The sequence below is a fragment of the Pseudomonas sp. GNP012 genome, assembly GCF_054343835.1.
In genome coordinates this window covers 5,893,792-5,917,296 of record NZ_JBTGUU010000001.1, presented here as the reverse complement: position 1 = coordinate 5,917,296, position 23,505 = coordinate 5,893,792, and the positions used below count along the sequence as shown (strand labels likewise).

The following is a 23,505-nucleotide window of genomic DNA, read 5'->3' as shown; positions in this document are numbered from 1 at the left end:
CATGCAAACTCGTGACGACATCTTCAACACCCTGCGCGATGCCCTGGTCGAGCTATTCGAACTGGACCCCGAGCGTGTGAGCCTGGAATCCAACCTGTATCAGGACCTGGAAATCGACAGCATCGACGCGGTTGACCTGATCGATCACATCAAACGCCAGACGGGCAAGAAAATCGCCGCCGAAGAATTCAAATCGGTGCGTACCGTCAGTGACGTGGTCGAGGCGGTCTACCGTCTGGTTCAACCGGCCGCATGAGTCGACTGATCGGCCTCGGCCTGCTGCTGGCAGGCCTTTTGTATCCCTTTGCGGTGTATTTCGGCATGGAGCACTTCGCCCCCTGGCAGTTCGGCCTGCTGCTGGGCGGACTGTGGCTGGCCCGGGCGCTGACCGGCAAACGTCGGCCCGGCAGCCTGTGGATGGCGACGGTGGCCATTGTGTTCTGCCTGTTGCTGGCACTGTTCGACAGCCCGGCGCTGTTGCGCTGGTATCCGGTGTTGATCAGCGCCTTCATGTTGGTGCTGTTTGGCTCGAGCCTGACGTTCGGCCCACCGATCGTCGAACGCCTGGCCCGGGTGCGCGAACCGCAATTGCCGGCCGAGGGCATTCGCTATACCCGTCAGGTGACCGTCGCCTGGAGCGTCTTTTTTCTATGCAACGGTTTGTGTGCCGCCGCCCTGACCCTCTGGGCGCCGCTGAGCTGGTGGACGCTGTACACCGGCCTGATCTCCTACGGATTGATAGGCCTGATGTTTGCCATTGAATGGCTGATACGACTTAGGGTACGAGGCCACCCATGAATTGGATAAAACTTGAGCACCTGCTGCTCAAGGCTCAGCCGGACCGCGCCATCACGACCGATCCGGCACTGGATCACGCCCGACTCTGCGAACTGGCGCTGAGCCTGGCCGCCGGCCTGCAAGCACGGGGTGTCCGGCAGATGGCCGTGCACCTTGAGGATGCCGCCGACCTGGCGATTGCCCTGCTCGGTGCCTGGCGTGCCGGGGTCAGCGTGCTGCTGCCGTCCGACCTGCAACCGCAGACCCGCCAACGCTGGTCGAATGACGTCGATCTATGGCTGACCGATCAGCCCGGCGACACGCAGTTTGGCGATTTCCAACAGCCACCGCTCAGCGCCGCCGCGCTGGACCTGGATAACTGCCGACTCAGCCTGTGCACATCCGGCTCCAGTGGCGAGCCCAAGCGCATCGAAAAAAACCTGCGTCAACTGGCCAATGAAGTCGAAGCCCTGGAACAGCTGTGGGGTCCTGGCCTGGGCCCGGCGTGCATCATTGGCAGCGTCGCCACCCAGCACATCTACGGTTTGTTGTTTCGGGTACTGTGGCCGTTGTGCGCCGGGCGTGCGTTCGTACGCAAGCAACTGGCGTTCCCGGAAGATCTGCAACGTGCAAGCCGCGAGCACCCGGCCTTCGCCTGGGTGGCCAGCCCGGCGCTGCTCAAGCGCATGGGCGACAACCTCGACTGGCCAGCCTTGAGTTCCGTTCGCCGGGTGTTTTCCTCCGGCGGCGCATTGCCGGTCGAGGCCGCACAGAGCCTGCATGAACGTCTCGGGCAATGGCCAACGGAAATTTTCGGCAGCTCGGAAACCGGCGGCATCGCCTGGCGTCAGGGCGCTGAACTCTGGCAGCCCTTTGCCGATGTCACGCTGACTCAAGACAGTGAGGGCGCGCTGCTGATCGCTTCGCCCTACTTGCCTGACGGTCATGTCGAACAGACTGCCGATTCAGCACGCATCGCCGTCGATGGTCGCTTCGAATTGCTCGGGCGACTGGACCGGATCGTCAAACTGGAAGAAAAGCGCATCTCGCTGCCGATGCTGGAACAGGCTCTCATGGCCCATGACTGGGTCAGCGAGGCGCGGCTCGGCGTGGTTCGGGAAAACCGCGCTTCCCTGGGGGCGTTGGTGGTCCCGAGCGAAGCCGGTTTGCATGCTCTGCGTAATCTGGGCCGACGCAGCCTCACCGAGCACTTGCGCCAACACCTGAGCCAACACTGCGAAACCCTGGCCCTGCCAAGGCGCTGGCGCCTGCTGCGACAACTGCCGCTGAACGCTCAGGGCAAACTGCCTCAGGCCGACGTCGACGCACTGCTGCTGGCGCCGCGCCCCAAAGCCCCGCAGGTGCTGGAGCAAGTCGAAAGCGAGGGCGAGTGGAGCCTGCAACTGGCCGTGCCACCTGACCTGGCCTATTTCAGCGGCCATTTCCCCAAGGCGCCGGTATTGCCTGGCGTGGTGCAGGTGGACTGGGCGCTGAGCCTGGGCCGGCAACTGATGAACCTGCCGGAAAAATTCGCCGGCATGGAAGTCTTGAAGTTCCAGCAACTGGTGCGCCCGGGCGATGAAATCCAGCTGCACCTGCGCTTCGACCCGGCGCGCGGCAAACTTTATTTCGCCTACCGCAACGAAACCGCCACCTGCTCCAGCGGGCGGATCTTGCTGGAGGTGGCGCATGTGTAAGTTTGGTGAGTGCTGCGCACTCAATCGCGAGCAAGCCCGCTCCCACACTGGATTTGTGTCGAGCACAAATTTCGAGTTCGGATGCGATCCAATGTGGGAGCGGGCTTGCTCGCGAAGCAAACACCTCGGTCTTTCAGGTGTACACCAACATGCATAGCCCCTGCGCCGTCGTCCCGGTGTACAACCATGAGGGCGCCATCACCACAGTGGTCGATGCGCTGATCGCCAGCCATCTGCCGTGCATTCTGGTGGACGATGCCAGCAGCCCGCGCTGCGCCCGGGTACTGGACCGACTGGCCCAACGTGAAATGGTTTACCTGATCCGCCTCGCCGAAAACCAGGGCAAGGGCGGCGCGGTCATGACCGGCTTGCGCGAAGCTTCACGCCTGGGTTTCAGCCATGCCTTGCAGGTGGATGCCGATGGCCAGCACGACCTGCAGGACGTCAAACGCTTCATCGAACAATCACGCCGCCACCCACGGGCGGTGATCTGCGGTTATCCGCAATATGACGCCAGCGTGCCGAAAGGCCGTTTGTATGCGCGCTACCTCACCCACGTCATGGTCTGGATCAACACCCTGTCGTTGCAGATTCGCGACTCCATGTGCGGTTTCCGGGTTTACCCGTTGCCACCGGTCCTGGCGTTGATCGAGTCGGCGAAAATCGGCAAGCGCATGGACTTCGACTCGGACATCCTGGTGCGCCTGGCCTGGCGCAATCAGCCGATGTTATGGCTGCAAACCAAAGTCCGTTACCCGCTGGACGGCGTTTCGCATTTTCGGATGTTCCACGACAACGTGCTGATTTCCAGCATGCACACGCGGCTGTTCTTCGGCATGTTGCTGCGCTCACCCATGATCCTCTGGCGACGGTGGCGGACATGAGTGCCGACAAACAACACTGGGCCGACCGCGAGGAGCGCGGCAGTTTCTGGCTGATGAAGCTCACCGCATTCGGCGCCAAAGTGCTGGGCCGTCGAGTACTGAGCCCGGTGTTGTACGGCATCGTCCTGTACTTCTTCCTGTTCGGTCGCAGTGCGCGACACAGTGCCTGGCAATACCAGCAACGCCTGGCCGACTGGAGCGGTCGCAACGAACTGCGCCCGAGCCATTGGCGGGTATTCGGCCAGTTCATGGCGTTCGCCGACTCCATGCTCGACAAACTCGACGTCTGGAACGGCAGGCTGAGCATCGAGCAAATCGAAATCATCGACCCGGCGCTGCTGCGCGACCAGTTGCGCGCTGCCCGTGGCCAGATGCTGGTGGGCGCACACCTGGGCAATCTGGAAGTCTGCCGCGCACTGGCGGAAATCGGCGAAAAGGTCACGATGAACGTGCTGGTGCACACCAAGCACGCCGAACAGTTCAACCGTTTGCTGGGCGAAGCCGGGGCGACCAACTTGCGCCTGATTCAGGTCAGCGAGCTCGACCCGGGGATCATGCTGCAATTGAGCGAGCGCCTGGAGCGTGGCGAGTGGCTGGCGATTGCCGGCGACCGCGTGCCGCTGCATGGCGGACGCAGCGTGACCGTGGATTTTCTCGGCCATCCGGCCAGATTCCCTCAAGGCCCGTGGCTGCTGGCCGGCCTGCTGAAATGCCCGATCAATCTGCTGCTGTGCCTGAAAAAGCCCGACGGCGACTATCGACTGACCATTGAACCCTTCGCTGAGGCAATCACCTGGATACGCAGCGACCGCGAACAGGTCATTCATCAGTGGGCGTCCCGCTACGCCGAGCGCCTGAGTCACTATTGCCTCGAAGCGCCCCAACAATGGTTCAACTTTTACCCTTTCTGGAAGACCGATGACGACGCCAACGCTTGAGCCGGTAACCTTCGGCGAACGCCCTTTGCGCATTGAAGATGTGCTGGCTCTGGCCAACCGTAAGGTGCCGACGCAATTGCAAAGCGATCCCGCCTACCGCGAGCGCATCGCCAAGGGCGCGCGTTTTCTGGACTCGCTGCTGGACAAGGAAGGCGTGATCTACGGCGTGACCACCGGTTATGGCGATTCCTGCGTGGTCGCGGTGCCGCTGCATCACGTCGAAGCGCTGCCACAGCATCTGTACACCTTCCACGGTTGCGGGCTGGGCAAACTGCTCGACGCCCAGGCCACCCGCGCGGTATTGGCGGCGCGTCTGCAGTCGCTGTGCCACGGTGTTTCCGGGGTGCGCGTAGAGCTGCTGGAACGCCTGCAGGCGTTCCTTGAACACGACATCCTGCCGCTGATTCCGGAGGAAGGTTCGGTGGGCGCCAGCGGTGACCTGACGCCTCTTTCATACGTTGCCGCCACGCTGTCCGGCGAGCGTGAGGTAATGTTCCGCGGTGAACGTCGGCAATCCGCCGATGTGCACCGCGAACTCGGCTGGCAGCCACTGGTGCTGCGGCCGAAAGAAGCCCTGGCACTGATGAACGGCACGGCCGTAATGACCGGCCTCGCCTGCCTGGCATTCGCCCGCGCCGATTACCTGCTGCAACTGGCCACGCGCATCACCGCGCTGAACGTGGTCGCCCTGCAGGGCAATCCGGAGCACTTCGACGAGCGCCTGTTCGCCGCCAAGCCACATCCGGGGCAGATGCAGGTCGCCGCGTGGCTGCGCAAGGATCTGGCCATCGACGCACCGACCGCCCCCTTGCATCGCCTGCAAGACCGCTATTCCCTGCGCTGCGCGCCCCATGTGCTGGGCGTGCTGGCCGACAGCCTGAACTGGCTGCGCTCGTTCATCGAGATCGAACTCAACAGCGCCAACGACAACCCGATAATCGACGCCGAAGCCGAGCGCGTGCTGCACGGCGGGCACTTCTACGGCGGGCACATCGCATTCGCCATGGACAGTCTGAAAAACCTCGTGGCCAACGTCGCCGACCTGCTGGATCGGCAACTCGCGCTGCTCGTGGACGAACGCTACAACCATGGCTTGCCGAGCAACCTGTCCGGTGCCACGGCTGACCGCGCCATGCTCAACCACGGCTTCAAGGCCGTGCAGATCGGCACCAGCGCCTGGACCGCCGAAGCACTGAAAAACACCATGCCGGCCAGCGTCTTCTCGCGCTCCACCGAATGCCACAACCAGGACAAAGTGAGCATGGGCACCATCGCCGCCCGGGATGCGATCCGCGTATTGGAACTCACCGAACAAGTGGCAGCCGCCACGCTACTGGCGGCCAATCAGGGCGTCTGGCTGCGCGGCCAGGCCGAAGATGCGCGCCCACTGCCACCCGCACTGGCCGCCATGCACGAAGCCTTGGCCGGGGACTTCCCACCGGTCATCGAGGACCGCGCGCTGGAAGGCGAGTTGCGCCTGTGCCTGCAGCGCATCGCCGAACAACACTGGAGGCTGCATGCGTAGCAAGGGACTTCTGCACACCGACACGGAAATCGTCGTGCCCTTCTTTGACGTCGACAGCATGCACGTGGTCTGGCACGGCCATTACGTCAAATACCTGGAAGTTGCCCGCTGCGCGCTGCTGGACACGATCGGCCACAACTACACGGCGATGAATGAGTCAGGCTACGCATGGCCGGTGATCGACCTGCAATTGCGCTACGTGCGCGGCGCGGTGTTCGGCCAGAAACTCAACGTGCGCGCCAACCTGGTGGAGTGGGAAAACCGTTTGAAGATCAATTACCTGATCAGCGATCTGCAAACCGGTGAACGCCTGACCCGGGCCATGACGGTACAGGTCGCCGTCGACCTCGCCAGCCGCGAGATGCAACTGGCCTCGCCGAAGGTGTTCACCGACGCCGTTGAAAGGGCCCTGCCATGATGCTCTGCCACCCCCGCTCCCCTGTAGGAGCGAGCTTGCTCGCGATGGTCGTTAACGATGACACCGGGCACCTGACACCCCGCGGCTTTCTCAGGTTTTTCGCGAGCAAGCTCGCTCCTACAGTGTTCTGCGTGTTGCTGGCTATTCCCGGACTGGCCCATGCCTTCGACCTGCAACAACTCAGCGAGCAACTGGCCAAACCCGAGGTGATCCACGGCAACTTCATCCAGGAGAAACACCTGCGCGCCCTGCCCCAACCGCTGACCAGCAAGGGCTCGTTCGTGCTGGCAAAAAACCACGGCTTGTTGTGGCTGCTCAAAACGCCGTTGCAACAGGACTATCGCATCACCGCCAAAGGCATTGCCCGGCGAGACGGCAGTGTTTGGCAAATGCTGCCGGGCAAAAGCGCCGGTGCCGAGCAGAACCGTTTGTTCCTCGCCGTGCTGCAAGGCGACAGCAGCGGACTGCAAAGGGATTTCGAATTGTCCCTGAGCGGCGACGCACAGAACTGGAAGCTCACGCTAGTGCCGCGCTCGATGCTGCTCAAGCAGGTGTTCAACCAGATCAACATTACCGGCGCAGCATTGGTGCAGAGCATCGAACTGCTCGAAACCCAGGGCGACAGTACGTTGTTGCGCATGCAGGACAGCACCAGCGCCCAACCGTTGAGCGACGCGGAGCAACATGACTTTGCCGAGTGAACGGTTACTGCCACGGCTGTTTCTGATCCTGCTGCTGGCCGTACTGGCGCTCGCCGGTTGGCAATGGCGTGACGGCGCGCCACTGTCGGCGAACCTGATGGAACTGGTGCCCGGCACGGCGCCCGATGCCCTGGAGCTGCGCGCCGAACAACGCATGCAAGAACCGCTGAACCGCGAAATGCTGGTGCTGGTCGGCCACGCCGATCGCCAGCAAGCCGTGGCCATGGCGCAAACCCTCGGCGAGCAATGGCAGGCCAGCGGACTGTTCGAAAAGGTCCAGTGGACCCTGCAAGCCGACTTGCCGGCGCTGCGCACGCAATTGCTGCAAGGTCGCCTGGCGATGCTCTCGGCAGTGGACCGACAACTGCTGATCGAACACCCCGAGACCTTTATCCAGCAACGCGTGCAAGCCTTGTTCGACCCGTTCAACGGTTACAGCCTGGTGCCGAGCCAGGATGACTGGCTGGGCCTGACCGGGCGTATCCAGAACAGCCAGCCGCAACGCGGTTCGGTGCAACTGGACATCGGCAGCGGCGCCCTGGTCGCCGATGCCGATGGCAAAAGCTGGGTGCTGCTGCGTGCGCGCACCACCGGCAACGCCTTCGACATGAACCTGCCGCTGCAAGTGGCCGACCTGCTCGAGCACAGCCGCGAACAAGCTGCGCAGCACGACGTGCAACTGCTCGCCGCCAGCGGTCTGTTGTACGCAGCCAGCGGGCAACAACAGGCCGCCCGGGAGATGACCTGGGTCGGCGGCGGTGCCACCGTCGGGATATTGTTGCTGCTGCTGTTGGCCTTCCGGCGCTGGCGCGTGTTGCTGGCGTTCGTGCCGGTGCTGGTGGGCATGCTCTTCGGTGCGGTGGCCTGCGTGGCGTTGTTCGGCCATATGCATGTGATGACCCTGGTACTGGGTTCGAGCCTGATCGGTGTGGCGGTCGACTACCCGCTGCACTACCTGTCCAAAAGCTGGAGCCTGAAACCCTGGCACAGCTGGCCTGCCCTGCGCCTGACCCTGCCAGGGTTGACCCTGAGCCTGATCACCAGCGGTATCGGCTACCTGGCCCTGGCCTGGACACCCTTCCCGGCGCTGACCCAGATTGCCGTGTTCTCTGCCGCCGGTTTGCTCGGCGCCTATTTGTCCGCCGTTTGCCTGCTACCGGCATTGCTCAAGGGCGTAGAGCTGCGTCCGGCGCAGTGGCCATTGCGTGTTTGCGAGTTTTTGCTGGGCTGTCGTGAAGCACTGCTCAAACAGCTGAAAACGCCAGTCCTGCTGGCGCTGCTGATCGCCTTTTGCGTGGGCGGGCTGTTGCAGCTGAGCAGCAAAAACGACATCCGCCAGTGGATCAGCGCACCGCAACAATTGACCGACGAAGCCCGGACCATTGCACGGATCACCGGCTATCAACCCACCAGCCAGTTTTTCCTGATACGCGCCGCTAACCAGCAGCAACTGCTTGAACGCCAGACCGCCCTGAGCGAACGACTGGACCAATTGATTGGCCTGGAAAAGCTCCAGGGTTATCTGTCGCTCAATCAGCTGATCAGCCCGCCGAACGCACAGCAGCAGGTGCGCGAAGCGTTGAGCAAACTGCCGGCGTTCTGGCAACCGTTGCTCGACATCGGTGTACCGGCCGAGGCGCTGCAAGCCGAGCTGACGAGGCTACAGGCATTGCCGGCCGTGGACATAGACGCAGCGCTCAGCGGCCCGCTGGCAGAACCCTACCGGCCCCTGTGGCTGGGGCCTACCGAAGACGGCGTGGCGGCGATGGTCAGCCTGCAAGGCATCAACAACCCGGCCCTGCTGCGGCTCCAGGGCGAGGACCTACCCGGCGTGACACTGGTGGATCGACTGGGTGAATTGAACACTGTCTTCGCCGCCACCCAAATCAGTGCCGCCGAACTGAAACTCGCCTCCTGCGTGCTGATCGTGCTGGTGCTGATCCTGCCGTTCGGCCTCGGCGGTGCGTTGCGCATCGTCTCCCTGCCGCTGCTGGCGGCGTTGTGCAGCCTGGCCAGCCTCGGTTGGCTGGGGCAGCCGCTGACCCTGTTCAGCCTGTTCGGCCTGCTGCTGGTGACGGCGATCAGCGTCGATTACGCGATCCTGATGCGCGAACAGGTCGGCGGCGCGGCCGTGAGCCTGCTGGGCACCCTGCTGGCGGCGTTGACCACCTGGTTGTCGTTCGGTCTGCTGGCGGTGTCGAGCACCCCGGCGGTGAGCAACTTCGGATTGTCGGTGAGTCTCGGCCTGGTCTTCAGCTTCCTGCTGGCACCCTGGGCCGGTCGACAGGTGCATGAGTCCACGGCCGCGGAGCGTGCAGCGTGATGATCGTTGTGTTCTGGGCGATGGCCCTCGCGTTGTTCGCACTGGCGACCCTTGTCGGCCGGCATTTTGGCCTGATTCCCATCGTCAGCCAGTTGTTGCTGGCAACCCTCGGTTTGCCGCTGCTGATGTATTTCTGGATCGAGCCGCAATGGCAGCTGAGCGGTGCGCAGCTGGTGTCGCCGGGCTGGCTGAAGAACCTCTACAGCCTGAGCTTTGCCCTGTTGCTGGGGTACATCCTCAGCGATGTGATCGACCTGCAACTGGATCGCCAGAGCCTGAAAATCGCCCTGCCGAGCTTTTGCATTCCGTTTGCCTGTGGCCTGGCCACGGCCGTCTGGCTGTTGCCGGCGCAACCCTGGATCAGCTCGCTGGCCGTCGGCCTGTTGTTCGCCATCACCGCGATTCCGGTGCTGTACCTGTACCTGCGGCACATCGATTACCCGCCCGCTGCCACCCGGCGTCTGGTGCAAACCGCGATCCTCATCGACCTCGCCTGCTGGACTTTGTTCGGCCTCGCCCAGGGCAGCCTGCACCTGAGCAGCCTGTTGCTGCCGCTGGCCGGCGCCTGCCTGCCGGTGCTGTTGCGGCTGCTTGGTTTGCGCCAGACGTGGCTTTACAGCCTGGGTTTTTTCGCCCTGCTGGTCGTCGCCGAGCACTACAAGCTCAATGCGCTGATTTTCGGCATCGGCTATGTGCTGATCATGGCCGCGTTGAAAGCGCCCCTGGTGCTGCCGTTGCCGGCCATCTGGATGAGCCGTTTGCAGACGTACATCGCCATCCCGTTGATCCTCACGTTCGGCATCGTGCAGATCAACGTGCACAGCGCGATGGACAGCCTCGGCTGGGTGCAACTGGTGGCACTGCTGCTGTTGCCGATGCTGAGCAAACTGCTGGGCAACTGGCTCGGCCTCGGCTGGGCCGGGGCTTCGTTCAAGGGCGCCAGCCGCTGGCGGGAAAGTGTGCTGTTGAACATCCGCGGCTTGAGCGAGATCGTCTTTCTCAACCTGTTGCTGCAACAGCAACTCATCAGCCCGCCGCTGTACTTTGCGCTGATGCTGATGGGCCTGATCGCTACACTGCTGCCAGCCCTGACCGGTATGCACCGAATCCCCCTGAAAGCCGCTGTCCCGGCAAGGAGCCCTCATGCCAACCGTTGAAATGGAATGCCGCCAGGTCGTGGTCATCGGTGCCGGTCCTTCGGGTGCCATCGCCGCCGCGTTGCTCAAGCGCAAGGGACACGATGTGCTGGTGATCGAGCGTCAGCATTTTCCACGTTTTTCCATTGGTGAAAGCCTGTTGGCCCATTGCCTGGATTTCGTCGAAGAAGCGGGCATGCTCGACGCCGTCAACGCGGCCGGCTTCCAGGTGAAAACCGGCGCTGCCTTTGCGTGGGGTGAGCGTTACAGCGCGTTCGATTTCAGCGAGACGTTCAGCCACGGCAAATCAACGACATTTCAGGTCCAGCGCGCCGATTTCGACAAGCTGCTGGCCGATCAGGCCACGCTGCAAGGCGTGGAGATCCGCTATGGCGAAACCATCGTCAGCGTCGACATCGACCCGGAAAAACCGCAGCTCGGCGTGCGCCGCGAAGACGGCAGCGAGTACCGCATCGAGGCCGGCTTCCTGCTCGATGCCAGTGGCTACGGCCGTGTGCTGCCGCGCTTGCTCGACCTCGAGGCGCCATCGAACTTCCCGGTGCGCCAAGCCGTGTTCACCCACGTCGAAGACCGTATCGACCACCCGGCCTTCGACCGCAGCAAGATTCTGGTGACCACTCATCCGACCCAACGCGACGTGTGGTTCTGGACCATTCCGTTCAGCAACGGGCGCTGCTCGGTCGGCGTGGTCGCCGCCGAGGAACGTTTCGCCGGCCGCAGCGACAATCTGGACGAGTGCCTGCACGGCTTTATCGGCGAGACGCCAAGCCTGGCCAGCGTGTTGACCAACGCGCGCTGGGATACCGCAGCCCGAACCATCGGCGGTTACTCGGCCAACGTCAAAACCCTGCACGGCCCGGGCTTCGCATTGTTGGGCAATGCCGCGGAATTCCTCGACCCGGTGTTTTCCTCCGGAGTGACCATCGCCATGCGTTCGGCGAGCATGGCGGCCGGGGTGTTGCACCGCCAGTTGCAAGGCGAAGCCGTCGACTGGCAAACCGAGTTCGCCGAGCCGCTCAAGCGCGGCGTCGACACCTTCCGTTGCTACGTCGAAGGCTGGTACGCCGGGACCTTCCAGGACGTGATCTTCCATGAGAGCAGTTCGCCGGAAATTCGCGGAATGATCAGCTCCATCCTTGCAGGCTATGCCTGGGACCCACTCAACCCGTTCGTCAGCGAAGCCCGGCGCCGGTTGAAGGTGATATCGGAGTTCTGTGCAAGGGATGCGTCATGAACTACTTGAGCGACCACTACGTCGAAGAGACCCGTTTCGGTTTGTGGTTCCTGCGCAGCCGGATCTGGCAACACTATGTGCTGCGGCTGGCGGTCAACGATTTGCGCGGCCTGTTCAGTGACGCGCCGCCTGCCGACCCGGTCCTGCTGGATGCCGGCTGTGGTCAGGGCAAGTCATTCGCGCTGCTGCGCCAGGCCTTTGCGCCCGCTCGCCTGATCGGCATCGATGCCGACCCGCAGAGCCTCACCCAGAGCGCCGAGGAAGCGGCCCGCCAGGGCATGGACGTGGAGCTGATCGGCAGCGACTGCGCGAGCCTCAAGCTGGCGGACGCCAGTATCGACCTGCTGTTCTGTCACCAGACGTTCCATCACCTGGTGCAGCAGGAACAGGCCCTGGCCGAGTTCTACCGCGTGCTCAAGCCGGGCGGTTATCTGCTGTTCGCCGAGTCCACCGAGGCCTACATTGATACTTGGGTGATCCGCTGGTTGTTCTGCCACCCCATGCACGTGCAGAAAAGCGCGGCGCAGTATCTGCACATGATCCGACAACAGGGTTTCGAATTTACCGCGCAAAACGTGTCTTATCCGTACCTGTGGTGGAGTCGCGCCAAGGATTTCGGCCTGCTCGAACACTTGGGTGTGTGCAAGCCAAAACCCTTTGGCCAACGGGAAGAAACCCTGGTCAATGTGGTGGCGCGCAAACCTTTTAAAGGAACTGTGTGATGTCGATTACCCGTCGCCTGGAATACTCAACCTGTGGGAGCGAGCTTGCTCGCGATAGCGGTGGGTCAGCCAATATCAATGCTGAATGTATCGCCGCCATCGCGAGCAAGCTCGCTCCCACAGGGGTAGTCGGTGTGTTGCGATTTCTGCTACTTGCCGCGGCCCTGCTGCTAAGCGCCTGCACCAGCCGGGCGCCATTGCCCGCGCAAAATCCGGATCTGCCGTTGCCGCTGCAATTGCATATTCAGCTATTGAAGCCCGACGACCGCCTGGACTGGGTGCTGGTGATCCAGCGCGAAGAAGCGGGCATTCGCTGGTCAATGATGGACCTGCTGGGCATTCCCCAGGCCCGCCAGCTATTGAACGATAAAACCTGGCACGCCGACGGCCTGTTGCCACCCAACCCGCAAGCCCGGGAGCTGTTCGCGGCGCTGCTGTTTGCGCTGACGCCAAATGATGAACTGGCGGCCAATTATCCCGGCGCCTGGCAGCACGGCAGACAACGGTCCCTGCCCGAGCGCTGGGACGTCCGCTACGCACAACCGCAGAATTTTGAATTGATGATTACGAAAGGTGCGACCTATCAAGTCACGCCCCTGAGCGGTGAAACACCATGACGGCTTACCTCAATGCCCTCGGACTGGTCTGTTCGCTGGGCCGCGACAAGCAGGAGGTTGCCCGCCACCTGTTTGCCGGCGACTGTGGCGGCATGCGCGAACAAGCCGGGTGGGTGCCGCAACGCGCGCTGCCGGTCGGCGCGGTCCAGGGCAACCTGGCAACCCTTCCAGCCGACATGTCGCGCCATCACAGCCGCAACAATCAGCTGTTGCTGGAAGCCACACTGCAAATCCGCCCGGACATCGACAGCGCCATCCGGACTTACGGCCGCGATCGCATCGGTGTCGTGCTCGGCACCAGTACTTCGGGCATCGACGAGGCCAGCCAGGGCCTGGCGCACTACCTGCGCGAAAAGCAGTTCCCGCCTGAATACGACTACCAGCAACAGGAGCTCGGGGCGCCGGCAAACTTCCTCGCCGAATGGCTGCAATTGAGCGGGCCGGCCTATGTCATTTCCACGGCTTGCACCTCCAGTGCCCGAGCCCTAATGAGCGCCCAGCGTCTGTTGGACCTGGGCGTCTGCGACGCGGTGCTATGTGGCGGTGTCGATACCCTGTGCAAACTGACCCTCAACGGTTTCTCGGCGTTGGAAGCGGTCTCGGACCAGCGTTGCAATCCGTTCTCGCTGAACCGCAACGGCATCAATATTGGCGAAGCGGCGGTGCTGTTCCTGATGACCAGGCACGCAGGCGACAGCCCGCCGATTGCCTTGCTCGGCAGCGGCGCCAGCTCCGATGCACATCACATTTCCGCCCCCGAGCCGACGGGTCGAGGCGCCCTGCAAGCCATGCGCAAAGCCTTGAGCCGCGCCAACCTGCAACCGGAGCAGATCGCTTATCTGAACCTGCACGGGACTGCCACCCAGCACAACGACGCCATGGAAAGCCTGGCCGTGGCAACGCTGTTCCCGGCCGGTGTGCCCTGCTCGTCGAGCAAACCCATGACCGGCCACACCCTCGGTGCAGCCGGGGCGCTGGAAGCGGCGTTCTGCTGGTTGAGCCTGAGCGCCGACAATCGCGAGCATGCCCTGCCGCCGCACGTCTGGGACGGGCAGCCCGACCCAGAACTGCCGCCACTGCAATGGGTGACCCCGGCCACTCGCCTGACGTCCATTGCACCCCGTTACCTGATGAGCAATTCCTTTGCCTTCGGTGGCAACAACGTCAGCCTGATTATCGGAGACGCCCCATGATTGACTGGCCGCTCGCCGAACTGCTGCCCCACGCTGGCGACATGATCCTGATCGATCAGGTCCTGGCGTTCGATGAAGAGCAGATTCACACCCGCCTGACCGTCAAGCCCGATGGCCTGTTCAATCTCCCCGACGGCAGCCTCCCGGCCTGGGTCGGCATCGAACTAATGGCGCAAAGTGTTGCCGCCTTCGCCGGTTGCCATGCGCGTCAGCGCGGCGATGCAGTGGAATTGGGCTTCCTGCTCGGCAGCCGCAAATTCGAATGCAACGTTGAAAGCTTCCCGGCGGGCACCGAGTTGACCCTCCACGGGATTCGCTCCCTGGAGGACGACAACGGCATGGGCGTGTTCGAGTGCCACATCAACGGCCACGGGATCCATGCCACTGCCCGCCTGAACGTGTTCCGCCCACCCCAGGCCGCTCAATATCTTCATGAACCCGAAGGAGTCCAGTCATGACTGAATCCGTACTGGTCACCGGTTCCAGCCGTGGCATCGGCCGCGCCATCGCCTTGCGCCTGGCCCGGGCCGGGCACGACATCGTGCTGCATTGCCGTAGCGGCCTGGCCGACGCCGAAGCCGTCAAGGCCGAAGTCGAGGCCTTGGGCCGCCGTGCGCGCATCCTGCAGTTCGACGTGGCCGACCGCGCCCGCTGCAAGGAAGTTCTCGAAGCCGACGTGGAAACCCACGGCGCCTATTACGGCGTGGTGCTCAATGCCGGCCTGACCCGCGACGGTGCCTTTCCGGCCCTGAGCGAGGACGATTGGGATGTGGTGATGCGCACCAATCTCGATGGTTTCTACAACGTGCTGCACCCGGTAATGATGCCGATGATCCGGCGTCGCGCCGCCGGGCGGATTGTCTGCATCACCTCGGTGTCCGGGCTGATCGGCAACCGTGGCCAGGTCAACTACAGCGCTTCCAAGGCCGGGCTGATCGGTGCGGCCAAGGCATTGGCGATCGAGCTGGGCAAGCGCAAAATCACCGTTAACTGTGTCGCACCCGGCCTGATCGACACAGCCATGCTCGACGAAAACGTGCCGGTGGAAGAACTGATGAAAATGATCCCCGCACAACGCATGGGCACCCCTGAAGAGGTGGCCGGCGCGGTAAATTTCCTGATGTCGGCGGAAGCCTCGTACATCACCCGGCAGGTTCTGGCCGTCAACGGAGGCCTGTGCTGATGAAGCGCGTCGTCGTCACCGGCATGGCCGGCATCACCTCACTGGGCAGCGACTGGGACACCATCGCCGGCAACTTCGCGGCCAACCGCAGCGGCATCCGCCGGATGGACGAGTGGGATCGTTTTACCGAACTCAATACACGCCTGGCAGCCCCCATCGATGACTTCAAGGTGCCAAGCCACTGGACCCGCAAGCAACTGCGCAGCATGGGCCGGGTCTCGCGGCTGGCTGTGGGCGCGGCGGAGATGGCGCTGGCCGATGCCGGCCTGTTGGGCGACGAATCGATCAAGGACGGGCGCATGGGCGTCGCCTGCGGTTCCTCGACCGGCAGCACCGACGAGATCAAGGCGTTCGGCAACATGCTGCTCAACTCGGTGGCCGAAGGCCTGAACGCCAATTCCTACGTACGGATGATGCCGCACACCACCGCGGCGAACATCAGCATCTTCTTCGGCCTCACCGGCCGCCTGATTCCCACCTCCAGCGCCTGCACCAGCGGCAGCCAGGGCATCGGCTATGCCTACGAGGCGATCAAGTTCGGGCGCCTGCCGCTGATGCTCGCCGGCGGCGCCGAGGAACTGTGCCCGACCGAAGCCATGGTCTTCGATGCGCTCTACGCCACCAGCCTGAAAAACGACACCCCACAACGCAGCCCGCGCCCTTACGACACCGCACGCGACGGCCTGGTGATCGGCGAAGGCGGCGGCATGCTGGTGCTCGAAGAACTGGAACACGCCCTGGCCCGTGGCGCCCGCATCCACGCCGAGATCGTCGGGTTCGGCAGTAATGCCGACGGCCAGCACACCACCCGTCCGGAGCAAGTCACCATGCGCAGGGCCATGGAACTGGCCCTGGAAGACGCCGGGCTGACACCTTCGGACATCGGCTATGTCAACGGCCACGGCACCGCCACCGAGCAGGGCGACATCGCCGAAACCCTGGCCACCAGCAGCCTGTTCGGCGAACACATGCCGATCAGCTCGCAGAAGAGCTTCCTCGGCCACACCCTCGGCGCCTGCGGTGCACTGGAATCCTGGTTCAGCATCGAAATGATGAACCGCGACCTCTACGCCCACACCTTCAACCTCGACGAAGTCGACCCGCATTGCGGCAAGCTCGACTACCTGCGCGGCGAGTTTCGGCAGATGAGTAACCGGTACGTGATGAACAACAACTTTGCGTTTGGCGGGGTGAATACTTCGCTGATTTTCAAGCGCTGGTCGTAACCTAAAATATTTTCCCTGTGGGAGCGAGCTTGCTCGCGATGGACGTCAACGATAACGCGCGGTGCCTGAATGACCGCGTTGTCTGGACGTTTTTCGCGAGCAGGCTCGCTCCCACAAGGGTACTCGCCTCCCCGGACGATCATGGCGGATCGAGGTTATCCAGCACCCGATTGACGGCCAGCTCACCCAGCATGATCGACTGCTGAATGCCAAGCAGGGTGTGGCCCTGCGATCCCTTCAGGTCTCTGGCGAAATCACTCACCATGACGTTTGCCGAGGCCAGCGACACGCAGGCGTATTCCAGCAGGGTGCGGTTGTCGATGTCGGGGGCGATGAGGAAGATTGTACTGGTCATGATTCAGCGTCCTGAAAATGGGCGGCCACGCCGAATCGTTGCTGATCATAAGGGTGGCAGCTGTACGCAGGTTAGCAGACCGGGTTACGTGAACCGGCGCACCCGAAGGCGCCCTGCGCACAGCGGCCGTCAAGAGCAGGTATGGAAATACCTGCCTTTCAGGAGCGCTAATACGCTTCATGTAACTACGGGCTGCTAAACCCGATCACTGACAATCAGTGACCCGGATCAAGCTACCGATGGCCCTCAAAGCGCACAAGCCGGCGGATTCTGGAGTAGTTGTAGGCAGCGCCGCAAGGCGCTGTAGCCTGTCCGAGGGATTTCGGAAATGTCCCACGGCCGGCGGTAAAGCTTCCTGCTGGCTTGGGATATTGTTGGTGTTCTTGCGGACGCCTTCGCGGGCAAGCCCGCTCCCACAGGGTTTCCCGGCGCTACCAAGATTGTGTTCACTGCGCTGAACCCTGTGGGAGCGAGCTTGCTCGCGATTGACGGCGCAGCCGTCACGGCTTCAGAGGCTCAACCTTCCTCGTCAGCAGCTCAACAAACGCTTTGGCCATCGCCGACTTCTGATCCTTGCGCTGCACCAGCCACACCGCCGACACAGCCGCCGGATCGAGCAACGGGCGATAGACCACGCCATCAATTCGCATCCGCTGATAAGACGCCGGCAGCACCGAAACGCCGAGACCTGCAGCAACCAGCCCAATGATGGTCATCGCCTCCCCAGCCTCCTGGGCGAAGTGCGGGCTGAAGCCGGAATCCCGAGCCAGGCTGAGCAGCTGCGCATACAGACCACTGCCATAGCTGCGCGGAAAAAACACAAAGGGCTCAAGGGCCAGGGCTGACAGAAACAGTCCCTCCTCGCTCCCCTCTACCAACGGATGCTTGGAGCTGAGCACCGCAACCAGCGGCTCACGCATCAGCTCGACCACGTTGAGGCAGTCCGGCAGCCCGAGCGGGCGCATGATGCCGACCTCAATCGACTCATCCACCAGCGCATCGGCCACCTGGGTGCTGCTCATTTCCCGCAGATTCAGGTGCACCGCCGGGAAGCGCTGGCGAAAAGAGAAAATCGCCTGGGGAATGGTCGAGTTGAACGGGGCGGATGAGGTGAAGCCAATCTTCAGTTCACCCAACTCACCCAGTTGCGCCCGTCGCGCGACATCCGCCGCTTTGTCGACCTGCGCCAGCACCAGCCGCGCCTCTTCCAGGAACAGCCGACCGGCCTCGCTCAGCTCGACCCGACGATTGGTACGCTCAAACAGCCGCGCGCCGACTTCCTGTTCCAGTGCCTGGATTTGCTGGCTCAGCGGCGGCTGGGAGATGCCCAGCACCTGTGCGGCGCGGCCGAAGTGCAGTTCTTCGGCGACGGCGATGAAGTAGCGCAGATGACGCAATTCCATGGAAACCCCATTAGGTCGTAAAAGCTATCAAACAGGTCGAACAATATATTGGATTGAATCATTAGCCAGCTATATGCTTTTTTCATTGCCTGACCGGCTGCGTCCTCCGAGGTCCCCCCGTGAAAACTGCTGTCGCCCCACTCGCCCATGAAGTTCCTCCCGCCGCAAAGGACGCTATCGCCGTTGAGCTGGCAGAGATCTACATCGAAAAAGGCACGCCAGCGTTCATGCGCACGGTGCTGGCACTGTTCTGCGGCGGCTTCGCGACCTTCGCCCTGCTGTACTGCGTGCAACCGATGATGCCGCTGCTGTCCGACGAATATTCCATCAACGCGGCGCAAAGTAGCCTGATCCTCTCTGTCGCCACCGGCATGCTCGCTTTCGGCTTGCTGATCACGGGGCCAATCTCCGACCGCGTCGGGCGCAAACCGGTGATGGTCGCCGCGCTGTTCGCCGCCGCCCTGTGCACCCTTGCCAGCGCGATGCTGCCGAGCTGGCACGCGGTGCTGGCGATGCGGGCGTTGGTGGGCCTGTCATTGAGCGGGCTGGCGGCGGTCGCCATGACCTACCTGAGCGAAGAGATCCATCCGCAGCACATCGGCCTGGCGATGGGCCTGTACATCGGCGGCAACGCGATTGGCGGGATGAGCGGGCGCTTGATCACCGGGGTACTGATCGACTTCGTCAGTTGGCACACGGCAATGCTGGTGATCGGCGGCCTGGCCCTGATTGCGGCGGCGGTGTTCTGGAAAATCCTCCCCGAATCGCGCAACTTCCGTTCCCGCTCGCTGCACCCGCGCAGCCTGCTCGACGGCTTCACCATGCACTTTCGCGATGCCGGCTTGCCGCTGCTGTTCCTCGAGGCCTTTGTGCTGATGGGGGCGTTCGTCACGCTGTTCAACTACATCGGCTATCGCCTGCTGGCCGAGCCGTATCACATGGAACAGGCGTTCGTCGGGATGCTCTCGGTGGTGTACCTGTCGGGTATCTACAGCTCGGCGAAAATCGGTGCCCTGGCCGACAAGCTCGGTCGACGCAAAATGCTCTGGAGCACCATTGCGCTGATGATCGCCGGCCTGGCGCTGACGATGTTCACACCGCTGTCGCTGGTGATCATCGGCATGCTGGTGTTCACCTTCGGCTTCTTCGGTGCCCATTCGGTGGCCAGCAGCTGGATCGGCCGCCGCGCCACCAAGGCCAAGGGCCAGGCGTCGTCGCTCTACCTGTTCAGCTACTACGCCGGGTCGAGCATTGCCGGTACGGCGGGTGGCGTGTTCTGGCATCTGGGTGGCTGGAACGGGATCGGGCTGTTCATCGGCACGCTGCTGGTGATTGCGCTGCTGATCGCGCTGAAGCTGGCGAAGCTGCCGCTGTTGCCACAACACACCTCGGCTACCTGAGTACCAGCTGCGCCTCCAAAACATCGTCACGTTTTTCCAGGGTCAGCGACTGCAACGCGACACCGTTACGCTCCATAGCGTCGAGCCACTGTATCAACGGTTGCGCGTTGCCATTGAGGGTCAGGCGCAGCAGGTCGCTGTCGCTGTCCATCTGACGGATTTCCAGCCCCGCTGCCGCTGCGCTTTCACTGATGCGCAGCGACAGGGGCTGACCGGAGTCGGCGGGGACATGGCCGCGCGGTGACGCCCGCTGCATTTGCGCGGCCAGCCCCGCCTGCCGTTGATACTGGCGCTCGACAGTTTCCAGGCGCTGCCGGTTCGGTTGCCAGATCAGGCTGAAAGCCACAACCGCCAACAAGAAAGCCCCCAATACCTGCAACAGCCGTTGTTCGCGCACAGAAAGGCGCCGCCATGCCTGGATCATGCTTCGTCCTCCACGCTGAGGGTGGCGTGCACCCGCTCTGCAGCTTTGTTCGCACTATCGAGCCGGATGGGTATGCCTTGTTGGCGTCCGCGCTCACGCAATTGTTCCAGTTCGGCAAAGCCGCTGGCGGTCAGCTGGATTTTCCAGCCTTCACCGGCCCTGAATTCGATGCGCCGGACCTCGACCGGGCTGGCGCCGATTACCTGCTCAATCAATCGGACCAGCCCCGCAATGCGGGTGTTTTGCGATTCGACAGGCTGGCTTTGCAGGGCCTTGAGTTGCGCTGCCATGTCGACGATGCGGCCTTGCTCCGGGTAAAGCGCCTTGAATCGCAGCTCATTTTGGCTGGCGAGGCGGCGGGCTTCGCTGTCGATGAAGCGAATCCGCGTCTCGCTGGCCCCCCAGGTCAACAGCGCCAGTATCAACATCACCCATCCACCTGTACGCCAGGGCAGACGTTTGCCGCGCAGGGCGAATGCGCCTTGCAGCAGGTTGATGGCCAGGATCGGGCGATGGGTCAGGCATTGGTCGATGACAGCGGGGTCCTCACGTTCGTCCAGCCATTGCATGTCGTGGGGTAACAAAGGGGTGAGCAGCGCCAGGTGGTCTTGCGACAACGCCATGCGTGCCGAAAGGCTTCCACCCAACAGCCAGCGACCGAACCACCACGCACCGCACGGTTGAGTGCCGGACAACAGATCGGCATCAACGAACACCCCACGCACCGCGATACCCGTCTCGCGCAGCAGGGCGAGCACGGCGGCCAACCGTTCCCGGCCGATGACCATGGCCGGGTAGCAGCCGTCGCGATCACGAGCGCCAACACCCAGATGCACAACGTCCAGCGCCTCGCTCAGTTGATCTTCCACGGCGAAGGCGATGGCCTGGGCCTCGGGTTGACGCCGCGCCGGCCATGGCTCGCTGCGTACCCAACTGCACATTTCCATGGGCAACAGCACATCGACCGACTTCCCCTGCAATGCCGAGGTCGCCTGACTCAGTGGCATCGGCTCGCGTTGGCCGGTGGGGGACCACAGTATGCAAGGCCAGAGTGCGGATGGCGCATCCCGGCCCTCGGCGGTCAGGTAAAGCCAAGTATTCATCGCGGTCTCTCGTGGCTACTGATGGGAAGAAAACGTCGTTGCAGCACCGTCAGCTGTTGAGTCTTGGGGTCGTACCCGACATCCGTGGCCAGATGCAATTGGCGCCCGTCCCGGATCACCTGCACGCCGATCCGATACCAGCGGCTATGGGTGCCAAGGCCGTGACTGCTCAAGCCCTGCCCGGAGAGCAATGGGTCCTGCGTAAACGCCTGGACACTCGCCCAGGGCGCTGTTGCGGCCTGAAGCACCAGCGCATCAGCGGTCGCGGCGTCCACCTCGCCGAGCGTTCTCAACACCAGCGCCGGTGCGGTGTTGACGTTCAAGGCGACGTCGGTGGGCAGCAGTGCCACCCAGGGCTCCAGCCGTTGCAGCAGGCGAGCGTCAATGCCGGGAAGCAAGCGCAACTGGCTCAGCTCCCGCAGCGGCCCGACCTGGCTCAGCTGCACAGGAGGAAGCTCGAGCAGCTCAAGCAGGCGCGCCCAACGGTTGAGGGTGACCTGATCCACCTGGCCCTGGCGTAACAAAGCGTTGAGATTGAAACGCCCGGCGAGGTCATCGATATCGATGCGGATCTGCGCATCCTCAACCTCGAAACCCGGTGCCATGGCCGTCCAGCCCTGAATCCGCTCGACGGGTTTTTCCGTGTCCTGTAGCGCGTCGCGCAACAGCAGCAGCGCCCAGCTTTCCCCGCCCGATGCGAGTTGGCGCAGGTGTATCTGCTGCAACTGTTGCCCGCTGCTTTGCAGCGACAGGTGATGGCTGCGCAACAAGCCACCGGTGATCAGCAGTGCCAGGCTCAGGACCAGCAAAACACTGATCAACGCCATGCCGCGTTGATGCCCGTTCATGGCAATGCACCCGGCATCGGCAACACCCGACGAATCGATTCGAAGCGACCAACCGAGACCTGCACCTCCATCGCCAGGGGCGCCTTCGCGTCCTGCCCGGACGCCCCCTGAGCGACCCAGCCGGACTGGCTGTCGAACAGGCGCCAGTTCAACTCGCGAACGTCCTCCAGCAGTTTTTGCCGCTGCACGAGCTCTGTGCCTTCGCCTTGGCTTTCGCGCCACAGCACGCCACCGTCGAGTCGATAGGTCAGCGCCTGAAGTTCGCTGCGCGGCTGATCCAGAGGGTTGCGCCAGTGACTGCGCTGGAACTGCAAAAGCGGCGGTGCGAGCACCATCGGCTGCGCAGTGACATGCAGCAGATCCCGCTCGATTACCGCCACCGCGCGCTGCAGGCTCCTGAGTTCTCGCTCGTGGGTCGTCACCCCCCGTTGCACCCGCACCACGCTATCGAACAAGCCCCAACTGGCCAGCCCCAACACGGCGAAGATCGCCAGGGCGATGACCAGTTCCAGCAGGGTGAACCCGCGCTGCTTATTCATGAAGCGCGAGTATCCAACCGCTGGCACGATGCAAGGCGTGCGTACTGTTTGCGGGGCTGACTTGAATGTCGACCTGGAGCAAACGTGGATCACCGGTGGCGCTGATGTGTTGATGCAACACCCAGTCGCGCTGATCCATGGAAACCACCTGTTGTTGCTGCCCGGTCGCCAAACCGGGTTGCAGGCGCAATTCGTTCAACCGGTTGTCCGCCAGCCACGCCGCAAACAGTCGCGCCTCAACGGCGCCACGCTGTTTGACCACGTATTGACTGGCCGAAAGCACGGCAGCCGCCAGTGTCGCGAAGACCGCCATGGCCACCATGATTTCCAGCAGCGTGAAACCGCCCATGGCGGATCGGGTTCGCGGGCTAGCCATCGATCTCCACCTCGCCAAGGCCATCGCCGGACAACCTCAGCCAGGTCCGGTTGGTGGACTCGAATGTCAGGGTGAAGACGCTGGTCTCATCGTTGCTGAACATCAACAACTGCGGCGGTCCTTCATCGGCGTCCAGGTCTACCGCATAGCCGTCATGCCGAAAACGCACCCGCATACTCAGGGGCCAATCAGTAAGCTCCGCCACCGGTTCCCATCCGTGAACACCCTGGCGCATCGGCCGGTGGCCATCGGTACTCAGCCGCAAGCCATAGTCCTGCCCCTCGAATACCGCTCGCTCGCGCAATTGATGGATCACCTGCACCATCGCCTCGGCTTCCTGCCTGACCTGGCGCGCGGGGTTGCCCCCACCGGCAAAGCTCACCATTCCCAGCAAAACGCCGACCACGACAATCACGATCATCAATTCCAGCAAGGTAAACCCTCGGCAGCGATAGCCCACGG

At 63.0% G+C, this 23,505-nt stretch carries 26 protein-coding genes; 18 read left to right on the top strand and 8 right to left on the bottom strand.

What is annotated here, in order from left to right; all coding sequences use genetic code 11:
• Position 1 precedes the first annotated feature (1 nt).
• From ACXX83_RS26780 to ACXX83_RS26700, 17 genes are all read left to right on the top strand, one after another.
• A complete protein-coding gene (locus ACXX83_RS26780) occupies positions 2–256 on the top strand; it encodes an acyl carrier protein (RefSeq protein ID WP_007992314.1) in 255 nt (84 codons plus the stop codon).
• Positions 253–798 (top strand): COG4648 family protein, encoded by a 546-nt coding sequence (locus tag ACXX83_RS26775; RefSeq protein WP_015093164.1) that lies wholly within the window; start codon positions 253–255, stop codon positions 796–798. The genes ACXX83_RS26780 and ACXX83_RS26775 overlap by 4 nt, the downstream gene beginning before the upstream one ends.
• A complete protein-coding gene (locus ACXX83_RS26770) occupies positions 795–2,474 on the top strand; it encodes an ApeI family dehydratase (RefSeq protein ID WP_458550043.1) in 1,680 nt (559 codons plus the stop codon). Before ACXX83_RS26775 ends, ACXX83_RS26770 begins: the two co-directional genes overlap by 4 nt.
• Before the next feature lie 149 nt (positions 2,475–2,623).
• Entirely contained in the window at positions 2,624–3,358 is a 735-nt protein-coding gene (locus ACXX83_RS26765) for a glycosyltransferase family 2 protein (protein WP_217836986.1), read from the top strand.
• On the top strand, positions 3,355–4,296 hold the full coding sequence (locus tag ACXX83_RS26760; RefSeq protein ID WP_217836985.1) for a lysophospholipid acyltransferase family protein: 942 nt from the start codon (positions 3,355–3,357) through the stop codon (positions 4,294–4,296). Before ACXX83_RS26765 ends, ACXX83_RS26760 begins: the two co-directional genes overlap by 4 nt.
• A complete protein-coding gene (locus ACXX83_RS26755; protein ID WP_458550042.1) occupies positions 4,277–5,821 on the top strand; it encodes an HAL/PAL/TAL family ammonia-lyase in 1,545 nt (514 codons plus the stop codon). Before ACXX83_RS26760 ends, ACXX83_RS26755 begins: the two co-directional genes overlap by 20 nt.
• Positions 5,814–6,239, top strand: coding sequence for an acyl-CoA thioesterase (locus ACXX83_RS26750; protein ID WP_007974600.1), 426 nt, complete (start codon positions 5,814–5,816; stop codon positions 6,237–6,239). The genes ACXX83_RS26755 and ACXX83_RS26750 overlap by 8 nt, the downstream gene beginning before the upstream one ends.
• Positions 6,236–6,940 (top strand): outer membrane lipoprotein carrier protein LolA, encoded by a 705-nt coding sequence (locus ACXX83_RS26745; protein ID WP_458550041.1) that lies wholly within the window; start codon positions 6,236–6,238, stop codon positions 6,938–6,940. Before ACXX83_RS26750 ends, ACXX83_RS26745 begins: the two co-directional genes overlap by 4 nt.
• Complete coding sequence (locus ACXX83_RS26740; RefSeq protein ID WP_458550040.1) at positions 6,924–9,263, top strand: MMPL family transporter; 2,340 nt, start codon at positions 6,924–6,926, stop codon at positions 9,261–9,263. Before ACXX83_RS26745 ends, ACXX83_RS26740 begins: the two co-directional genes overlap by 17 nt.
• On the top strand, positions 9,263–10,420 hold the full coding sequence (locus tag ACXX83_RS26735) for a sodium:proton antiporter (RefSeq protein WP_458550232.1): 1,158 nt from the start codon (positions 9,263–9,265) through the stop codon (positions 10,418–10,420). Before ACXX83_RS26740 ends, ACXX83_RS26735 begins: the two co-directional genes overlap by 1 nt.
• Positions 10,407–11,654 (top strand): NAD(P)/FAD-dependent oxidoreductase, encoded by a 1,248-nt coding sequence (locus ACXX83_RS26730; protein ID WP_407799767.1) that lies wholly within the window; start codon positions 10,407–10,409, stop codon positions 11,652–11,654. The genes ACXX83_RS26735 and ACXX83_RS26730 overlap by 14 nt, the downstream gene beginning before the upstream one ends.
• Positions 11,651–12,376, top strand: coding sequence for a class I SAM-dependent methyltransferase (locus ACXX83_RS26725; RefSeq protein WP_458550039.1), 726 nt, complete (start codon positions 11,651–11,653; stop codon positions 12,374–12,376). The genes ACXX83_RS26730 and ACXX83_RS26725 overlap by 4 nt, the downstream gene beginning before the upstream one ends.
• Positions 12,376–12,993 carry a hypothetical protein gene (locus tag ACXX83_RS26720; RefSeq protein ID WP_458550038.1) on the top strand — a complete coding sequence of 206 codons (618 nt, stop codon included), beginning with the start codon at positions 12,376–12,378 and terminating at the stop codon, positions 12,991–12,993. The genes ACXX83_RS26725 and ACXX83_RS26720 overlap by 1 nt, the downstream gene beginning before the upstream one ends.
• A complete protein-coding gene (locus ACXX83_RS26715; RefSeq protein WP_458550037.1) occupies positions 12,990–14,186 on the top strand; it encodes a beta-ketoacyl-[acyl-carrier-protein] synthase family protein in 1,197 nt (398 codons plus the stop codon). The genes ACXX83_RS26720 and ACXX83_RS26715 overlap by 4 nt, the downstream gene beginning before the upstream one ends.
• Positions 14,183–14,644: a hotdog family protein gene (locus ACXX83_RS26710; protein ID WP_015093151.1), complete on the top strand. Its 462-nt coding sequence runs from the start codon at positions 14,183–14,185 to the stop codon at positions 14,642–14,644. The genes ACXX83_RS26715 and ACXX83_RS26710 overlap by 4 nt, the downstream gene beginning before the upstream one ends.
• Positions 14,641–15,369 (top strand): 3-oxoacyl-ACP reductase FabG, encoded by a 729-nt coding sequence (fabG, locus tag ACXX83_RS26705; RefSeq protein WP_458550036.1) that lies wholly within the window; start codon positions 14,641–14,643, stop codon positions 15,367–15,369. The genes ACXX83_RS26710 and fabG overlap by 4 nt, the downstream gene beginning before the upstream one ends.
• On the top strand, positions 15,369–16,595 hold the full coding sequence (locus ACXX83_RS26700) for a beta-ketoacyl-ACP synthase (protein ID WP_015093149.1): 1,227 nt from the start codon (positions 15,369–15,371) through the stop codon (positions 16,593–16,595). Before fabG ends, ACXX83_RS26700 begins: the two co-directional genes overlap by 1 nt.
• Before the next feature lie 139 nt (positions 16,596–16,734).
• Here ACXX83_RS26700 and ACXX83_RS26695 read toward each other — a convergent pair whose 3' ends face one another.
• Positions 16,735–16,950, bottom strand: coding sequence for a DUF6124 family protein (locus ACXX83_RS26695; protein WP_458550035.1), 216 nt, complete (start codon positions 16,948–16,950; stop codon positions 16,735–16,737).
• 500 nt (positions 16,951–17,450) lie between these two features.
• Complete coding sequence (locus ACXX83_RS26690; RefSeq protein ID WP_458550034.1) at positions 17,451–18,353, bottom strand: LysR family transcriptional regulator; 903 nt, start codon at positions 18,351–18,353, stop codon at positions 17,451–17,453.
• 119 nt (positions 18,354–18,472) lie between these two features.
• On the opposite strand from ACXX83_RS26690, the gene ACXX83_RS26685 reads away from it, so the two are divergent.
• Positions 18,473–19,753, top strand: a complete 1,281-nt coding sequence (locus ACXX83_RS26685; RefSeq protein WP_458550033.1) for an MFS transporter — start codon at positions 18,473–18,475, stop codon at positions 19,751–19,753.
• Here the strand turns inward: ACXX83_RS26685 and ACXX83_RS26680 are convergent.
• The 6 genes from ACXX83_RS26680 to gspH are packed head-to-tail and all read right to left on the bottom strand — an operon-like array spanning position 19,746 to position 23,503.
• The gene (locus ACXX83_RS26680) at positions 19,746–20,177 is read right to left on the bottom strand and encodes a type II secretion system protein M (protein ID WP_458550032.1); all 432 of its coding nucleotides are present in this window, start codon (positions 20,175–20,177) and stop codon (positions 19,746–19,748) included. The two genes, ACXX83_RS26685 and ACXX83_RS26680, sit on opposite strands and share 8 nt — an antisense overlap.
• Positions 20,174–21,280: a type II secretion system protein GspL gene (gene gspL, locus ACXX83_RS26675; protein ID WP_458550031.1), complete on the bottom strand. Its 1,107-nt coding sequence runs from the start codon at positions 21,278–21,280 to the stop codon at positions 20,174–20,176. The genes ACXX83_RS26680 and gspL overlap by 4 nt, the downstream gene beginning before the upstream one ends.
• The gene (locus tag ACXX83_RS26670; RefSeq protein WP_458550030.1) at positions 21,277–22,128 is read right to left on the bottom strand and encodes a type II secretion system protein GspK; all 852 of its coding nucleotides are present in this window, start codon (positions 22,126–22,128) and stop codon (positions 21,277–21,279) included. Before ACXX83_RS26670 ends, gspL begins: the two co-directional genes overlap by 4 nt.
• Complete coding sequence (locus ACXX83_RS26665) at positions 22,125–22,667, bottom strand: type II secretion system protein GspJ (RefSeq protein ID WP_458550029.1); 543 nt, start codon at positions 22,665–22,667, stop codon at positions 22,125–22,127. Before ACXX83_RS26665 ends, ACXX83_RS26670 begins: the two co-directional genes overlap by 4 nt.
• Entirely contained in the window at positions 22,660–23,043 is a 384-nt protein-coding gene (gene gspI, locus ACXX83_RS26660) for a type II secretion system minor pseudopilin GspI (protein ID WP_217836968.1), read from the bottom strand. Before gspI ends, ACXX83_RS26665 begins: the two co-directional genes overlap by 8 nt.
• Positions 23,036–23,503, bottom strand: coding sequence for a type II secretion system minor pseudopilin GspH (gene gspH / locus ACXX83_RS26655; protein ID WP_458550028.1), 468 nt, complete (start codon positions 23,501–23,503; stop codon positions 23,036–23,038). The genes gspI and gspH overlap by 8 nt, the downstream gene beginning before the upstream one ends.
• Positions 23,504–23,505: the final 2 nt, after the last annotated feature.

Coding starts and splice junctions, on each gene's coding strand:
- fabG (WP_458550036.1), top strand. CDS start 14,641: ATGACTGAATCCGTACTGGTCACCGGTTCCAGCCGTGGCATCGGCCGC.
- ACXX83_RS26730 (WP_407799767.1), top strand. CDS start 10,407: ATGCCAACCGTTGAAATGGAATGCCGCCAGGTCGTGGTCATCGGTGCC.
- ACXX83_RS26745 (WP_458550041.1), top strand. CDS start 6,236: ATGATGCTCTGCCACCCCCGCTCCCCTGTAGGAGCGAGCTTGCTCGCG.
- ACXX83_RS26715 (WP_458550037.1), top strand. CDS start 12,990: ATGACGGCTTACCTCAATGCCCTCGGACTGGTCTGTTCGCTGGGCCGC.
- gspL (WP_458550031.1), bottom strand. CDS start 21,280: ATGAATACTTGGCTTTACCTGACCGCCGAGGGCCGGGATGCGCCATCC.
- ACXX83_RS26750 (WP_007974600.1), top strand. CDS start 5,814: ATGCGTAGCAAGGGACTTCTGCACACCGACACGGAAATCGTCGTGCCC.
- ACXX83_RS26775 (WP_015093164.1), top strand. CDS start 253: ATGAGTCGACTGATCGGCCTCGGCCTGCTGCTGGCAGGCCTTTTGTAT.
- ACXX83_RS26725 (WP_458550039.1), top strand. CDS start 11,651: ATGAACTACTTGAGCGACCACTACGTCGAAGAGACCCGTTTCGGTTTG.
- gspI (WP_217836968.1), bottom strand. CDS start 23,043: ATGGCTAGCCCGCGAACCCGATCCGCCATGGGCGGTTTCACGCTGCTG.
- ACXX83_RS26780 (WP_007992314.1), top strand. CDS start 2: ATGCAAACTCGTGACGACATCTTCAACACCCTGCGCGATGCCCTGGTC.
- ACXX83_RS26695 (WP_458550035.1), bottom strand. CDS start 16,950: ATGACCAGTACAATCTTCCTCATCGCCCCCGACATCGACAACCGCACC.
- ACXX83_RS26760 (WP_217836985.1), top strand. CDS start 3,355: ATGAGTGCCGACAAACAACACTGGGCCGACCGCGAGGAGCGCGGCAGT.
- ACXX83_RS26680 (WP_458550032.1), bottom strand. CDS start 20,177: ATGATCCAGGCATGGCGGCGCCTTTCTGTGCGCGAACAACGGCTGTTG.
- ACXX83_RS26690 (WP_458550034.1), bottom strand. CDS start 18,353: ATGGAATTGCGTCATCTGCGCTACTTCATCGCCGTCGCCGAAGAACTG.
- ACXX83_RS26765 (WP_217836986.1), top strand. CDS start 2,624: ATGCATAGCCCCTGCGCCGTCGTCCCGGTGTACAACCATGAGGGCGCC.
- ACXX83_RS26670 (WP_458550030.1), bottom strand. CDS start 22,128: ATGAACGGGCATCAACGCGGCATGGCGTTGATCAGTGTTTTGCTGGTC.
- ACXX83_RS26665 (WP_458550029.1), bottom strand. CDS start 22,667: ATGAATAAGCAGCGCGGGTTCACCCTGCTGGAACTGGTCATCGCCCTG.
- ACXX83_RS26700 (WP_015093149.1), top strand. CDS start 15,369: ATGAAGCGCGTCGTCGTCACCGGCATGGCCGGCATCACCTCACTGGGC.
- ACXX83_RS26720 (WP_458550038.1), top strand. CDS start 12,376: ATGTCGATTACCCGTCGCCTGGAATACTCAACCTGTGGGAGCGAGCTT.
- ACXX83_RS26735 (WP_458550232.1), top strand. CDS start 9,263: ATGATCGTTGTGTTCTGGGCGATGGCCCTCGCGTTGTTCGCACTGGCG.
- ACXX83_RS26710 (WP_015093151.1), top strand. CDS start 14,183: ATGATTGACTGGCCGCTCGCCGAACTGCTGCCCCACGCTGGCGACATG.
- ACXX83_RS26755 (WP_458550042.1), top strand. CDS start 4,277: ATGACGACGCCAACGCTTGAGCCGGTAACCTTCGGCGAACGCCCTTTG.
- ACXX83_RS26770 (WP_458550043.1), top strand. CDS start 795: ATGAATTGGATAAAACTTGAGCACCTGCTGCTCAAGGCTCAGCCGGAC.
- ACXX83_RS26740 (WP_458550040.1), top strand. CDS start 6,924: ATGACTTTGCCGAGTGAACGGTTACTGCCACGGCTGTTTCTGATCCTG.